Below are 13,303 nucleotides of genomic sequence, written 5' to 3' on the forward strand. Positions count from 1 at the left end.
AGTGACAAGCTTGGCCGGTAAAGCGGGGTCAGGCAGGATCAGCCCGTCTGGCGCAGGATGGCTCCGGTCCGCGCATCGACATCGACGAAGATGACACGGCCGCTGTCGAGGAACTTGAGCCGGTAGACCTGCGATCCGGCATCGTATTCGGGGCCCAGATACTGCATGCCGCGCATCCGGGGCAGAATGCGGCCCTCGATATCGCGCAGCGACTTGACCTGGCCGGCCATGAACTGCTCACGCGCCTCGCTCTGCTCGCCCCGCCGCTTGCCGTCGATGGCGTCTGCATGGGGGGCACCGGCCACCAGCGCCACAGCGCCGAGGGCAAGGCCCGACAAAGACGAGAAGAACAGTTTCATGGCGAACGTCTAGTCCCCGATCATTGAATACCCGCTGAATAGAGCGCTAACCGCTTCTTCATGCTTTGGCCAGCGATCCGTGCCGATCCACAAAACTCGTTCCCGTCATTCCCGCGAAGGCGGGAATCCCGCTTCAGCAACCGTAGCGCAGAAGCCGGACCCCCGCGTTCGCGGGGGTGACGGAATTGGAATCCGGTTTACCGGGTCATCTGATAGGTGACGTTGACCGTGACGCTGGTGCCCACCTGACCGCCTTCAATCGGCGGGGCAGCGGCGACCATCTCCATCGAGCTGCGCTTCATGTCGCGCATGCCCATCGGTGAAGCGTTGGAGATCGCTTCAGAAACCGCAAGCAACTGCACGCCGGTAAAGCCGGTGCGCTTGGCATAGTCCATCGCCTGCGCCTGCGCACGCTGCATCGCCTTGTCGCGCGCTTCGGTCTGCGCGGTGGCGTCATCGTCGAGGCTGAAGCTGGGGCCCGAGATGTTGTTCGCGCCCTTCGATACCACCGCATCGAGGATCGCGCCCAGTCGCGCCATCTGGCGGACCTTGACGGTGACCTGGTTGGTAACCTGATAGCCGATGAAGCGCGGCTGACGGCCATCGTTGAAATACTCGTAATCGGCGGAAAGGTTGATGCCCGATGTCTGGATGTCCTGCCGCTTGATGCCCAGGGCGACGATCTGCGCGATCACCTTTTCCATGTCGGCCGAGTTCGCACGGAGCGCTTCCTGCGCGGTCGGCGCCTTGCTGGTGACCCCGGTGCTGAAGGTCGCGGTATCGGGCGCACCCAGCACGGTTTCGGTGACGCTCAGTTCGACCACCGGATTGGCAGCGCTCGGCGTTACGTCGACGGCGGCAAGCGCGGGGCTGGCTGCGAGGGTGGCGAGAAAGGCCAGCGGCAGGGCACGGGCGAAGGTTTTGGTCATCAACGGGGTCTCCAAAATTTTTACCGTTTTCCGGCGAACGCCGGAATCCACGAGCGATGTATTGCTGCAGACGCCCCTGGGCTCCGGCTTTCGCCGGAGAACACAATGGCTATGTGTTCAATCAGGTGTCGCAGCGCTGAACGGAGACGTCAGCCGATTGACAATCCCGCACATCATCGCGGTTCGCGCGCATGATCGATATACGCCGCGCGCAGCGCCATCGTTTCGATGCCGGGCAGACCGTCGCCCACCTTAAGTCCGTCGATCTCGACCACCGGCATCACGAAAAGCGAGGCCGAGGTCACGAACGCTTCGGCCGCGCCCTGCGCCTCGGCGATGGTGAACGGCCGCTCCTCGATCGTGATACCGCTGGCCCGAGCGATCTTGATCAGGCTGAGCCGGGTCACCCCGGGCAGGATGTGATGCCCCAGATCGCGGGTGACCAGATGGCCCTGCGGCGTGATGATGCAGACATTCTGGGAGGTTCCCTCGGTGATGACATCGCCCTCGGCCAGCCACACATCGTCGACACCTGCGGCCTTGGCCTCCATCTTCATCATGCTCGCATAGAGCAGTTGCACCGTCTTGATGTCGCGCCGCCCCCAGCGCCGATCGGGACGGGTGATGATCCGCATACCCCGCTCCGCCATCGGGTTGGCAACTAGCGCGCGCGGCTGAGTGAAGGCGAACACCGTGGCCGGTGTGCCAGGCGCGGGGAAAAGAAAGTCGCGATCGGCGGCGCCGCGGCTGACCTGCATGTAGATCGTCCCCTCGCTCAAGCCGTTGCGTTCGATCAGGGTAGCCAACACGCTGGCCCAGTCGGTCGCCGCGACATCGTGCGCGATTGCCATCTCGGCGAGCGACCGCTCGAGCCGCGCCAGATGCGCCTGCTGGTCGATGATCCGCCCGTCGAGCACCGAGCAAACCTCATATACCGCATCGGCAAACAGCAGCCCGCGGTCGAAGATCGACACCGTGGCGTCGCCTTCTGGGACGAAGCTTCCGTTGAGATAGACCGTGCGCACCTGCGACCCCTTTTATGGCGTGCGCCTGTATTGCGACGGGGCGCGGCTTTGGGTCAAGCGGCATGTCATGGGCCAAGCCGGTGATAGGCCAAGCGGGGATTGCGCCGCGCGCCCTGCCCGCCTAAGTGCCCAAAGCATGTCCACACCTCCCGTTCTGTCGTATGAAGACCTTGGCCTGAACCAGGGCACCGGTTGGCTGTTCCGCGATATCAGCATGCACATCGGCCCGCGCGACCGGCTTGCGCTGATCGGGCGCAATGGCGCGGGCAAGACCACGATGCTGCGGCTGATCGCGGGCGAAATCGAGGCCGATCGCGGCACGCGCACGATCCAACCGGGCGTCCGCTGCATCATGCTGGCGCAGGATCCCGACTTCAAGGGCTTCGAGACGCTGAACGACTGGGCCCTGGCTGGCGATGATGCCCCGCCCGCGCACGAGGTCGCGGCAATCGCCGACCAGCTGGGCATCGATCTGTCGCGCGAGGCGGCGACCGCCAGCGGCGGCGAGCGCAGGCGCGCGGCGATCTGCCGCGCTCTGGCCAGCGATCCCGATGTGCTGCTGCTCGACGAGCCGACCAACCATCTCGACCTTGCCGCGATCGACTGGCTCGAAAGTTGGCTTGGCCGCTACACCGGCGCCTTCGTCGTGATCAGCCATGACCGGACCTTTCTCGAGCGTCTGACCAAGCAGACATTGTGGCTCGACCGCGGCAATCTGCGGCGGCTCGAGATCGGCTTTGGCGGTTATGAAGCATGGATGGAGCAGGTCTATGCCGAAGAAGCGCGCGCCGCCGACAAGATGGACGCCAAGCTCAAGATCGAAGCGCACTGGCTCGAGCGCGGGGTCACCGCACGGCGCAAGCGCAACCAGGGCAGGCTCGCCAAGCTTTGGGAAATGCGCGCAGCCCGCGCCGCGATGCTGGGGCCGCAGGGCACCGCCAAGCTGAAAGCGGTGAGCGATGACAGCAAGACCAAGTCGGTGATTGTCGCCGACCGGGTGTTCAAGACCTTCGGCGAGGGCGAGGACGCGCGAACGATCATCAAGGACTTTTCGCTCAGGGTGCAACGCGGCGACCGCATCGGTATCGTCGGCGCGAACGGCGCGGGCAAGACAACCTTGATCCGGCTGCTTACCGGCGAGCTCGAGCCCGACAGCGGCACAATCACGCTCGCCAAGACATTGGACGGCGTGATCATCGACCAGCAGCGCAAACTGATGTCGCCCGAAAAGCGGGTGCGCGACGTGCTCGCGGAGGGCGGCGACTGGATCGACGTGCGCGGGGTACGCAAGCATATCCATGGCTATCTGAAAGAGTTCCTGTTCGATCCCGGGCTGGTCGAAGCGCGAGTCGGCACCTTGTCAGGCGGCGAACGCTCGCGGCTGTTGCTGGCGCGCGAATTTGCCCGCGCGTCGAACCTGCTGGTGCTCGATGAGCCGACCAACGATCTCGATCTCGAAACGCTCGACCTGCTCCAGGAGGTGATCTCCGATTACGACGGCACCGTGCTGATCGTCAGCCATGACCGCGACTTCCTCGATCGCACCGTCACCGTGACGCTTGGGCTCGATGGTTCGGGCGTGGTTGATGTCGTTGCGGGCGGCTATGCCGACTGGGAGGCCAAGCGCAAGCAGCGCACCGCCGACTGGGTCAAATCCAACCGCAGCAAGGCAGATGCCGCCGCAGCCGCCGCAGCCTCGGTTCCCAAGCCGGTCTCGCAGAAGGTAAAGCTGAGCTACAAGGACCAGCGCGATTACGACACGCTGCCCGAGCGGATCGAGGCGATCGAAGCGGCCATCGCACGCGATGAGGCAGCTCTGTCGGATCCTGCGCTCTACACCCGCGATCCCGCCAAGTTCGCGGCGCTCACCCAGGCAATCGAGAAGGCGCGCGAGGAAAAGGACGCCGCCGAAATGCGCTGGCTGGACCTGGCCGAGCAGGTCGAGGCGATGGGGTAAGGCACCGTCCCTCGCCATTCCCCTGACTGCTCCCCTGCGAAGGCAGGGGACCGCCATGGGTTGCGCCATAAAATCCTTACGAGCTTGACGGGAATGTTGCCCCAGCTCCCCTCTCCCTTGATGGGAGAGGCAGCGAGACTTGGCAGCTTGCTGCCTCAGTCGCAGCGGTGAGGGTGATGGTGCGGCCGGATGCCGAAGGCGCGGTTTCGCACCCGTCGCACCATCCCGAGAGATCACCCCCACCCAACCCTCCCCCATCTAGGGGGAGGGCTTTCCGGAATGACGCTTAATCTCACCGCAATCGATAGAAATCCGCCAGCCGGTCGAGCGCCATGCGCAGCACCAGCCTTCCCGACCGCACCGGCCAGCCCAGCGCCTTTTCCGCCACCGGCATCGCCTCGCCCGAGCAGATCACCCGCCAGGCGATGTCGTTGAGATCGCGGCCCAGCGCGGTGATCGCCGCGTCGAACCGTTGCCGTGCCGCCGCCTGCCGCTCGGTCGGTTCAAGATGATCGCCACTCCCGCGAAAGCCGCCCGATCGCGGCCCCGCATCCCAGCGCATCGTAATCGAGGGCGCCAGATTGGCGCGCTCCCAGTCGGCGCGCAGTTTCTCGCCGGCATCGAACTGACGCTGGTCGATCAGCCCGCGTGCCAGCAGCCAGCCCAATGGCGATTCCGCGAGGTTGACCGTCACCGATCGTGCCGGTCTCGCGCCGCGCGATCCATGCGCGGCAACGGTGTCTCCGTCGATAGCACGCTCCACCAGAAGACGGCCTGCAGCCGATCTCACATCCCCCGAAGACTTGTCGTTCGCCATCCCGCACCATCCAGATCGGTTAGATATCACCAGCAACGACTTGCCATAATGGTTGGACTGTAGGAAAGAGGTTTCCCGATCCGGTTCAAGGATACCTACTATGATCAACCGAATTCGCGATGTCCGCCGTGCACGCCGTCTGACGCTGGACGATGTGGCTCGCCGTTGTGATCCGCCGACCACCGCACAGACCATCGGGCGGCTTGAAACCGGCACCAGGACGCTATCGCTGGACTGGCTCAACCGTATCGCCGCCGCGCTTGAAGTGGAAAGCAGCGCGCTGGTCAGCACCAGCGAAGCATCCGAACTTCCCGTCGTCGCGCTGCTCGATCCAACCGGAGCCCATGCGCTCACCCGCACCGAGAGCGCGGTGCTGCCCTCCCCCAGCGAACAGATGCTGGCGATGCGCGTGACCGGAAGTCTGGGCGAATACCGCAGCGGCGACATGCTCTGGCTGCGGCGGATCGATGCGGAGGGTTTCGCCTCAGCGCTCAACCGCGACGTGCTGGTCCCGCGCCCGGCAGGCCGATTCGTGTTCGGGCGGCTGATCGCGCGCGATGGCGAACGGATCCAGATCCTGCCGCCAGGCGCGGGCACCCGTCAGCAGGTGGTCAGCAATCCGCCGTGGCTGGCGGTGGCAGAAACGTTAATCCGCGCGCTGTAGAAGCAGCGCCGATATGCACATCCTGACCCTCGCCACATTGTTCCCCAATTCCGCGCGCCCCAATTTCGGGATTTTCGTCGAGCGCCAGACCGCAGCGCTGGCCGCGCGCGATGGCGTCGAGGTTACGGTGATCAGCCCGCAGACAGTACCGCCGTGGCCGCTGTCCCGGCATCACCGCTATCGCACTATCGCCACGCTGCCCGAGCATCAATCCTGGCATGGGCTTGATGTCTATCGTCCGCGTTTCCTGCACATACCGGGAATCGGGGTGCACTGGCAGCCCCGGTTGCTGGCGCGCGCGGTGCTGCCGCTGGTGCGCAGGCTGCACCGGGAAAGACCGTTCGACCTGATCGATGCAGAGTTCTTCTATCCCGATGGCCCGGCGGCACGGATCATCGCGCACGCGTTGGGCCTTCCCTATTCGGTCAAGGCGCGCGGCGCGGACGTTCATCATTGGGGCCAAGCGCCCCATACACGCGAGATGGTGGTCCAGGCGGGGCGCGATGCCAACGGATTGCTTGCGGTGTCATCCGCGCTGAAGGCTCACATGGTCGCGCTGGGGTTGCCCGCAGACAACATTACCGTGCACTATACCGGGTGCGACCAGCAGCGGTTCGCTCCGCAGGACGGCACCGCGTTGCGCGCCGAGCTGGGCATCACCGGGACGATGCTGATCTGCGTGGGCGCACTGATCGCACGCAAGCGCCAGAACCTGATCATCGAGACGCTGGCGATTCTGCCCGATGCCACCCTGGTGCTGGCAGGTGCAGGCGATGCAGAGGCAAGCTATCGCGCGCTGGCAATGCGGCTCGGCGTCAGCGATCGTGTGATCTTTGCCGGATCCCTGCCGCATGACGATCTGCCGCGCTGGCTCTCCGCTGCCGATGTCATGGTTTTGCCGTCGCAGTCCGAAGGGCTGGCCAATGCCTGGGTCGAATCGCTTGCCTGCGGAACCCCGATCGTCATCAGCGATGCCGGCGGCGCGTTAGAATTGCTCACCATTCCGGTTGCCGGGCGCATTGCCGATGCCAATCCGCAGGCGATAGCCGATGCAGTCAACGCCGTTCTCGCGCTGCAACCCGATCCGTTGGCCGTGCGCGCCTGCGTCGCGCAGTTCAACTGGGACCGCAATGCGGACGAACTCCACCGGCATTTTCAGAGGATTCTGGGATGTTAGCGTCTCTCGGCGCGATCGCGTAGCGTGCGGATGATCCGGTTGCAGATCGTCGGGCTCAACGGCTCGGCGAAATGGCAGCCGACCAGCGTACCGTCTGACCATACGACATCGCCCGCGATCGGATCGATCCCGTCGATCAGCAACGTGATCGGCGCGGGTAACCGCAGCGGCAGGTTGGACTCGAACCGGCATCCGGTAATCGACAGATTGGTGAGAGTTACCGCGCACCGCCTGCGACCCTGATCAAGCAGCTCTGCGTCGATGTGGACATTAATGCGGATGGCATAACGGCGATCGCTCGCCGGTTGGCTCGCTCCCGCCTGCTTTCGTGCCGTAGCCATCATCGTTTGTCCCCGCCGGCGCAAAACCGTTTGTGCTCACAACCGGAACTCGCATCCTCGATAGCTGCACGCCCCATTTACATAAATAGAAGACCCTAACCGATCGTAAACAAACGGCGATCCAGAGCACCACCGGGTGCTTACCAACCGATCGGGGCAACACTTTCTGGCGTAGGTGCAACGGCCTCAAAAAGCCGAGCACAAAAAAACGCCCGGCAACCCCAATCAGGGTGCCGGGCGTCTTTTTGAGCCTTTGCCTTTTCAGGCGAAGCTTTGCGTCAGCTTACTGAGCAGGAGCGGCCGGAGCAGCTTCTGCACCAGCAGCGGCGCCGGCGTCGGCACCAGCTTCTGCACCGGCTTCGGCACCGGCTTCAGCGCCAGCATCCATACCGGCTTCCATGCCAGCTTCAGCGCCTTCAGCAGCCGGAGCTTCCATGGTTTCAGCAGGAACTTCAGTGGTTTCTTCAGCAGGAGCTTCAGCAGCTTCTTCAGGAGTGCAGGCTGCGAGAGCCAGAAGGCTAGCGGCGGCGAAAACCGGGCTCAGCTTGAAAATGGACTTCATGGTACTTTTCCCCTTCGTTGCGGAAACAAGAGCCCGCGTTGTATCGACACCCTAGGGACTCTGGCAAGACATATTTCTTGCACTCGCGCTGGCAAGGACACGCACGCGGCCTGACCCTACCCCCGCACCCTTGGGAACCGTGCCTATAGCCGAGTTACGAAACGCGGAAAAGCGAATAAAACAACACCGCCGGATGCGTCTTCTTCTGGCACCAGCCAGTCTCAATATCGCTTCAGCCAAGCAGCGACAGAAAATCCATACGGATATGAGGCGGCCAGATGGTAGCCATTTTTCCGATCTTTTACAGACGCTTAAGACAGTAGCGAAATCGCGATGGGATTCGGTTCGCCGCGATGGCCTGACCGTGGCACCCTCTTTTCCCGATGCTCGGCCGCTCGGCAGCTGCTCGCGATACGAAAGCGCACAAACCGACCCGAATCGATTTGCGTTGGATCGTTCTGGCAGCGAGGGCCCGGTACCCTGCTTAATCGCAGCGCTGCTGCCGGTTGACCTCCAAATGCCATCCGTGCGACCGCGTCACGCAATCGCAACCGAACGACAGAAAGCCCCCCGCATGCCCCATCGCGCCATCAATGGAAAACCGGTCAACCCCATCGGCCTGGGATGCATGTCGCTCAGCTGGGGTTATGGCGCGCTGCCAGAACGCAAGACCGCGATCGCGCTGCTCAACCGTGCACTAGACCTGGGCTATAACCACCTCGACACCGCCAACATCTATGGTCTGGGCCATAACGAGACCCTGATGGGCGAAGCTCTCAAGGGCAGGCGGAACGAGTTCTTCCTGGCGACCAAGATGGGCATCGTCATCGAGGGCGAGAAGCGCGGGATCGATTGCAGCCCGGCAAGCATCCGCCGCTGCATCGATGAATCGCTGACCCGGTTGCAGACCGACCATGTCGACCTTTATTATATGCACCGGCGTGATCGCACCGTGCCGATCGAGGAATCGGTCGGTGCGATGGCCGAGCTGGTCAAGGAGGGCAAGATCGGCAGTATAGGCCTGTCAGAGATGTCGGCAGACACGCTGCGCCGCGCGGCTGCAGTCCATCCCATCGCCGCGATGCAGACCGAATATTCGCCCTGGACCCGCGAACCCGAGATCGCGGTGCTCGATGCCTGCCGCGAACTGGGCACGACCTTCGTCGCCTTCTCGCCGGTTGCGCGCGGGGTTCTGGCCAATGGCGTTCGCGATGTGGCAGCGCTGGCCGACAACGACCTGCGCCGCACGATGCCGCGCTTCAATGGAGACAACTGGCCCGCCAACCGCGCGCTGGTCGATGCGTTCTGCACGATCGCTGCAGACTGCGGCGTCACACCCGCACAGCTCTCGCTCGCCTGGGTGCTGTCGCGCGGCGATCACATCGTTGCGATTCCCGGAACCGCTTCGATCGGTCATATGGAAGAGAATTTCGCACAGGCCGACTGGACCATCCCGGCGGATGTCGCGGCACGCATCGACGCGCTGATCAACCAGCACACCGTCGCCGGCCCACGCTATGGCGAGGCTATGCAGCGGACGATCGACACCGAGGTGTTTGGCGATGGATGGATTGATGGCTGACATCGCGCGCGAAACACAGTCGCAGCGATGGAAAGAATTGGTCGGGACGAGAGGATTCGAACCTCCGACCCCCACACCCCCAGTGTGATGCGCTACCAGGCTGCGCTACGTCCCGACCGGCAATCGCCGCGAGGCGGCTGATTGGAGGTGCGCCTATATGGTGGTCGGTCGCGCTTGGCAAGCCCGTCGTGCATCGCTGTGCCGCATGGCGGGGTACAGGTCATCGCCAATTGCCATCGCCAGCCGATGGTGATAGGCGCGCCCATCGCTGCGACCGGGTTTTTGTGCCGGTTCGCTCTTGTGCTTTTTCAGACATTCGGAATTTATCGTCATGGATTCGACACTTCTGCTCGCATTGGCTGCAGCTGCTCCCGGCGGGGCTCCGGCCTGGACTCAGCTTTTGATGTTCGTGCCGCTGCTGCTGATCTTCTATTTTCTGATCATCCGGCCGCAACAGCGCCAGATGAAGGCGCACAAGGCCAAGATCGACGCGGTCAAGCGCGGCGATCAGGTGATCACCGGTGGCGGTCTGGTCGGCAAGGTGACCAAGGTCGATGATGTTTATGTCGAGCTCGATCTGGGCGGTGCCAAGGTGCGCGCGGTCAAGACAACGCTGAGCGATGTCGTCCAGCCCGGCGGCGCACCCGCCAACGATTGACCTATCGCCTTGCCGCGTGCGAGCCCGTTGAATATACGGCGCTCACATCCGGTCCGCGTTTCCCTTGCCCGCACCAATGCGTCGCATGAGCCAGCACTGCCAAGGAAGCCTTGAGAATGCTTGATTTTCCGCGCTGGAAAACGATCTCGATCAGTCTGATACTCGCCTTGGGCGTGCTGCTGGCGATCCCCAGCCTGCTGCCTGCCGGTGCGGCGCAATATTATCCCTCGTTCCTTCCACAGGCCCAGGTCAATCTGGGACTGGACCTTCAGGGCGGCAGCCATATCCTGTTGGAGGGCGATCCTGTCGATGTAGCGGCGCAGCGGCTGCAGAACATGGAAGAGACCGTGCGCGGTGCCATGCGTGCCGCCACTCCGCGGATCGGCATTGGCGACATATCACGCGAGGGCGGCAGGTTGTCGTTCCTGGTGCGCGATGTCTCGCAAGTCGATGCCGCCCGCGAGGCCATTCTGCCATTGACCACCGGCGCAGGGCTGACCGGCCAGCGCGACTGGGATATCGAGGTTCGCGACACCAGCCGGATCGTGCTGACCCCCACCGAGGCGGGCCTCACCGAAGCGCTCGACCAGGCCATGGAAACCGCAACCGAAGTGGTGCGCAAGCGCATCGATGAACTCGGAACGCGCGAGCCCACGATCATCCGCCAGGGCGACAACCGCATCGTGGTGCAGGTGCCCGGTCTTGACGACCCCGAAGCCCTGAAGGAACTGCTCGGCCAGACAGCAGAGCTCGAGTTCAAGCTGGTCGATCTGAACGCCAGCCCCGAGGATATCGCCGCTGGACGTGCGCCGGTGGGCAGCGAAATCGTGCCTTATCCCACCAACCCCGCTGGCGGCACGGCGATCGCCGTACGTCGTCTGGGTGGTATCCGCGGCGACAAGCTGACCAATGCGCAGCAAAGCTTCGATCAGCAGACCAACGAGCCTGTCGTCTCGATCACCTTCGACCGCGAAGGCGGCGCGCGTTTTGCCCGGCTGACGCAGGAGAATGTCAACAAGCCGTTCGCGATGATCCTGGATGGCGAAGTGCTCTCGGCCCCCAATATCAACGAGCCGATTCTGGGCGGAACCGCCCAGATCTCCGGCAGCTTTACAACGGAAACCGCAAACCAGCTCGCGATCGCGCTGCGCTCGGGCGCGCTGCCGATCGAGCTCAAGGTGGTCGAGGAACGCTCGGTCGGGCCCGACCTTGGTGCCGAATCGATTCAGCTGGGTCTGCTTGCGGGCGCGGTTGGCACGATCGCCGTGCTGGCCTTCATGATCCTGACCTATGGCCGGTTTGGGGTTTACGCCAATATCGCTCTGGTGCTCAACATCCTGCTGATCCTGGGCGTCATGGCGCTGATGAATGCAACGCTGACATTGCCAGGTATTGCAGGGTTCGTCCTCACCATCGGTGCTGCGGTCGATGCCAACGTGCTGATCAATGAACGCATTCGAGAAGAACGCAAGAACGGCAGGCGCATCATCCAGGCGATCGAGGTCGGCTATACCGAAGCGTCGCGTGCCATTTTCGATGCCAACATCACCAATGTGATCGCGGCGGTGCTGTTGTTCCTGTTCGGCTCCGGGCCGGTTCGCGGCTTTGCGGTGGTGCTGATGATCGGCATCGTCACGTCGGTGTGGACTGCGGTGTATGTAACGCGCATGTTCGTCGCCATCTGGCTGAAGCGCGAACGTCCGCGCGAACTCGTAATTTAACAAGGCTTGATCCCATGAAGCTCCTCAAGCTCGTCCCGGACAACACCAATTTCCGCTTTCTGCGCTGGCGCAAGCTGGCCATGACGATCAGCCTGCTGACGATTATCGCGTCGATCGTTCTGGTCGGTGTGCGTGGTCTGAACCTTGGTGTCGATTTTGTCGGTGGCCAGATGATCCAGGTCACCTTCGATGAGGTCGAAGAGGCTCCGGTTGCGCAGCTGCGCTCCGATATCCAGGCGTTGAACCTGGGCGAATCGACCATCCAGCGCTTTGGCCAGCCCAATCAGGTTTCGGTGCGCATGCGGCTGGACGGCGACAATGCCGAAGAGGTCAACGCGGTGACGAGCCGGGTGACGCAGATGATCACCACGCAATACGCCGAGCAGGGCGCGCGGATCGACGGCGTGGATTCTGTATCGGGCAAGGTTTCAGGCGAGCTGCTATCGACCGGGGTTTATTCGCTGGTGTTCGCGATGATCGCCATCGCCATCTACATCTGGTTCCGGTTCGAATGGCAGTTCGGCGTCGCCGCGCTGTTCGCGCTGTTCCACGATGTCACGCTGACCTTCGGCTTTTTCGCGCTGACCCAGCTTGAATTCAATCTCAATATCGTGGCGGCCCTGCTCACCATCATCGGCTACTCGCTCAACGATACCATCGTCGTGTTTGACCGCGTGCGCGAGAACCTGCGCAAATACCGCAAGATGGACATGATTGCGCTGCTCGACCTTTCGACCAACGAGACGCTGGCGCGCACGATCATGACCACGCTGACCATGCTGATCGCGCTGATGGCGCTGCTGCTGATCGGCCCTGGCGTGATCTTCGGCTTTACTGCCGCTATGACCCTGGGCCTCTTCGTCGGCTCCTATTCGTCGGTCTATATGGCCAACCCCATCCTCGTGTGGCTGGGCGTGGGCGCGCACAGCTTTGTTCCGCATATGAGCGATGCCGACCGGGCCGAGGCCAAGCTGAAAGAGGGCATCGGCGGCGCCAAGCCTTGACAGGCCGTTGAGACATGGCTGAATTCAATCAGGACCCGCGCGCATCCGGCCCGGTGATCACCGGGTTCACCGCGCATGGCTTCAAGCTGGATGGCGACAATCTGGGTCCGCGCCGGGTGGAATCGAGCCTGGTGCTCACCCCCGTTTCGGCCATGCCCTGGAATGCGCCCGCCATCGATGCACTCGATATCGCGGCATTCGATCAGGTGCTGGCGATGTCTCCACCGCCTGAATTCATGCTGCTGGGAACCGGCCCCGGGCTGGCGCATCCGCCCCGGGCGCTCATCCGTGCCATGGAAGCGCACGGCATCGGTGTCGAAGTGATGGACAGCCGCGCCGCGGCCCGCGCCTGGGGCATCCTTCGATCAGAAGACCGCTGGATTGCAGCGGCGATCATGGGGCTCTGATCAGCCGCGAGGCCTTTCGTTCAGGCTGATGATCGGCGCCGTGCCCAAGGTGTCGTTCTGATCTGACAACCGAGAGTTTGGGCGTCGGCAGCAAGGTGCA

General features: G+C 63.2%; 14 protein-coding genes and 1 tRNA gene. 8 read left to right on the forward strand and 7 right to left on the reverse strand.

Translation table 11 applies throughout. The features are described from left to right. Positions 1–38: 38 nt before the first annotated feature. The 3 genes from IEW00_RS15760 to IEW00_RS15770 form a co-directional block, all read right to left on the reverse strand. Positions 39–305, reverse strand: a complete 267-nt coding sequence (locus IEW00_RS15760; RefSeq protein ID WP_373282661.1) for a PepSY domain-containing protein — start codon at positions 303–305, stop codon at positions 39–41. A 251-nt stretch (positions 306–556) separates the two neighbouring features. Then, positions 557–1,288 (reverse strand): SIMPL domain-containing protein, encoded by a 732-nt coding sequence (locus IEW00_RS15765; protein ID WP_188515375.1) that lies wholly within the window; start codon positions 1,286–1,288, stop codon positions 557–559. 173 nt (positions 1,289–1,461) lie between these two features. Continuing rightward, positions 1,462–2,313, reverse strand: coding sequence for a D-amino-acid transaminase (locus IEW00_RS15770; protein ID WP_188515376.1), 852 nt, complete (start codon positions 2,311–2,313; stop codon positions 1,462–1,464). A 136-nt stretch (positions 2,314–2,449) separates the two neighbouring features. On the opposite strand from IEW00_RS15770, the gene IEW00_RS15775 reads away from it, so the two are divergent. Next, positions 2,450–4,270 (forward strand): ABC-F family ATP-binding cassette domain-containing protein, encoded by a 1,821-nt coding sequence (locus tag IEW00_RS15775; protein ID WP_188515377.1) that lies wholly within the window; start codon positions 2,450–2,452, stop codon positions 4,268–4,270. A 292-nt stretch (positions 4,271–4,562) separates the two neighbouring features. Here the strand turns inward: IEW00_RS15775 and IEW00_RS15780 are convergent, their stop codons facing one another. After that, positions 4,563–5,087: a DUF6456 domain-containing protein gene (locus IEW00_RS15780; protein WP_188515378.1), complete on the reverse strand. Its 525-nt coding sequence runs from the start codon at positions 5,085–5,087 to the stop codon at positions 4,563–4,565. A gap of 100 nt (positions 5,088–5,187) precedes the next feature. Here IEW00_RS15780 and IEW00_RS15785 point away from each other — a divergent pair, with 100 nt between their 5' ends. After that, positions 5,188–5,751 carry a helix-turn-helix domain-containing protein gene (locus tag IEW00_RS15785; protein WP_188515379.1) on the forward strand — a complete coding sequence of 188 codons (564 nt, stop codon included), beginning with the start codon at positions 5,188–5,190 and terminating at the stop codon, positions 5,749–5,751. Positions 5,752–5,764: 13 nt separating this feature from the next. Further along, on the forward strand, positions 5,765–6,928 hold the full coding sequence (locus tag IEW00_RS15790) for a glycosyltransferase (protein ID WP_188515380.1): 1,164 nt from the start codon (positions 5,765–5,767) through the stop codon (positions 6,926–6,928). Here the strand turns inward: IEW00_RS15790 and IEW00_RS15795 are convergent. After that, positions 6,925–7,272: a PilZ domain-containing protein gene (locus tag IEW00_RS15795; RefSeq protein WP_229737084.1), complete on the reverse strand. Its 348-nt coding sequence runs from the start codon at positions 7,270–7,272 to the stop codon at positions 6,925–6,927. The genes IEW00_RS15790 and IEW00_RS15795 overlap by 4 nt on opposite strands. 280 nt (positions 7,273–7,552) lie before the next feature. Continuing rightward, complete coding sequence (locus tag IEW00_RS17530; RefSeq protein ID WP_229737085.1) at positions 7,553–7,831, reverse strand: hypothetical protein; 279 nt, start codon at positions 7,829–7,831, stop codon at positions 7,553–7,555. A gap of 574 nt (positions 7,832–8,405) precedes the next feature. Here IEW00_RS17530 and IEW00_RS15800 point away from each other — a divergent pair. Then, positions 8,406–9,413: an aldo/keto reductase gene (locus tag IEW00_RS15800; RefSeq protein ID WP_188515382.1), complete on the forward strand. Its 1,008-nt coding sequence runs from the start codon at positions 8,406–8,408 to the stop codon at positions 9,411–9,413. A 38-nt stretch (positions 9,414–9,451) separates the two neighbouring features. On the opposite strand, the gene IEW00_RS15805 is transcribed toward IEW00_RS15800, so the two are convergent. After that, positions 9,452–9,528 (reverse strand) — tRNA-Pro (locus IEW00_RS15805). Between the two features lie 216 nt (positions 9,529–9,744). Between IEW00_RS15805 and yajC the strand changes: the two genes are divergently transcribed. The 4 genes from yajC (at position 9,745) to IEW00_RS15825 (ending at position 13,203) form a co-directional block, all read left to right on the forward strand. Beyond that, positions 9,745–10,071, forward strand: a complete 327-nt coding sequence (gene yajC, locus IEW00_RS15810; protein WP_188515383.1) for a preprotein translocase subunit YajC — start codon at positions 9,745–9,747, stop codon at positions 10,069–10,071. Positions 10,072–10,187: 116 nt separating this feature from the next. Then, positions 10,188–11,792 (forward strand): protein translocase subunit SecD, encoded by a 1,605-nt coding sequence (secD, locus tag IEW00_RS15815; protein WP_188515384.1) that lies wholly within the window; start codon positions 10,188–10,190, stop codon positions 11,790–11,792. A 14-nt stretch (positions 11,793–11,806) separates the two neighbouring features. Further along, entirely contained in the window at positions 11,807–12,796 is a 990-nt protein-coding gene (gene secF / locus IEW00_RS15820; RefSeq protein ID WP_188515385.1) for a protein translocase subunit SecF, read from the forward strand. Between the two features lie 14 nt (positions 12,797–12,810). Then, entirely contained in the window at positions 12,811–13,203 is a 393-nt protein-coding gene (locus IEW00_RS15825) for an Mth938-like domain-containing protein (protein WP_188515386.1), read from the forward strand. Positions 13,204–13,303: the final 100 nt, after the last annotated feature.

It is taken from the genome of Blastomonas aquatica (assembly GCF_014639875.1).
GTDB lineage: Bacteria > Pseudomonadota > Alphaproteobacteria > Sphingomonadales > Sphingomonadaceae > Blastomonas > Blastomonas aquatica.

Bases quoted from the DNA above. Each gene is read 5' to 3' on its own strand.
- IEW00_RS15795 (WP_229737084.1), bottom strand. From the start codon at position 7,272: ATGATGGCTACGGCACGAAAGCAGGCGGGAGCGAGCCAACCGGCGAGC.
- IEW00_RS15790 (WP_188515380.1), top strand. From the start codon at position 5,765: ATGCACATCCTGACCCTCGCCACATTGTTCCCCAATTCCGCGCGCCCC.
- secD (WP_188515384.1), top strand. From the start codon at position 10,188: ATGCTTGATTTTCCGCGCTGGAAAACGATCTCGATCAGTCTGATACTC.
- IEW00_RS15780 (WP_188515378.1), bottom strand. From the start codon at position 5,087: ATGGCGAACGACAAGTCTTCGGGGGATGTGAGATCGGCTGCAGGCCGT.
- IEW00_RS15775 (WP_188515377.1), top strand. From the start codon at position 2,450: ATGTCCACACCTCCCGTTCTGTCGTATGAAGACCTTGGCCTGAACCAG.
- IEW00_RS15825 (WP_188515386.1), top strand. From the start codon at position 12,811: ATGGCTGAATTCAATCAGGACCCGCGCGCATCCGGCCCGGTGATCACC.
- IEW00_RS15765 (WP_188515375.1), bottom strand. From the start codon at position 1,288: ATGACCAAAACCTTCGCCCGTGCCCTGCCGCTGGCCTTTCTCGCCACC.
- IEW00_RS15785 (WP_188515379.1), top strand. From the start codon at position 5,188: ATGATCAACCGAATTCGCGATGTCCGCCGTGCACGCCGTCTGACGCTG.
- secF (WP_188515385.1), top strand. From the start codon at position 11,807: ATGAAGCTCCTCAAGCTCGTCCCGGACAACACCAATTTCCGCTTTCTG.
- yajC (WP_188515383.1), top strand. From the start codon at position 9,745: ATGGATTCGACACTTCTGCTCGCATTGGCTGCAGCTGCTCCCGGCGGG.
- IEW00_RS17530 (WP_229737085.1), bottom strand. From the start codon at position 7,831: ATGAAGTCCATTTTCAAGCTGAGCCCGGTTTTCGCCGCCGCTAGCCTT.
- IEW00_RS15800 (WP_188515382.1), top strand. From the start codon at position 8,406: ATGCCCCATCGCGCCATCAATGGAAAACCGGTCAACCCCATCGGCCTG.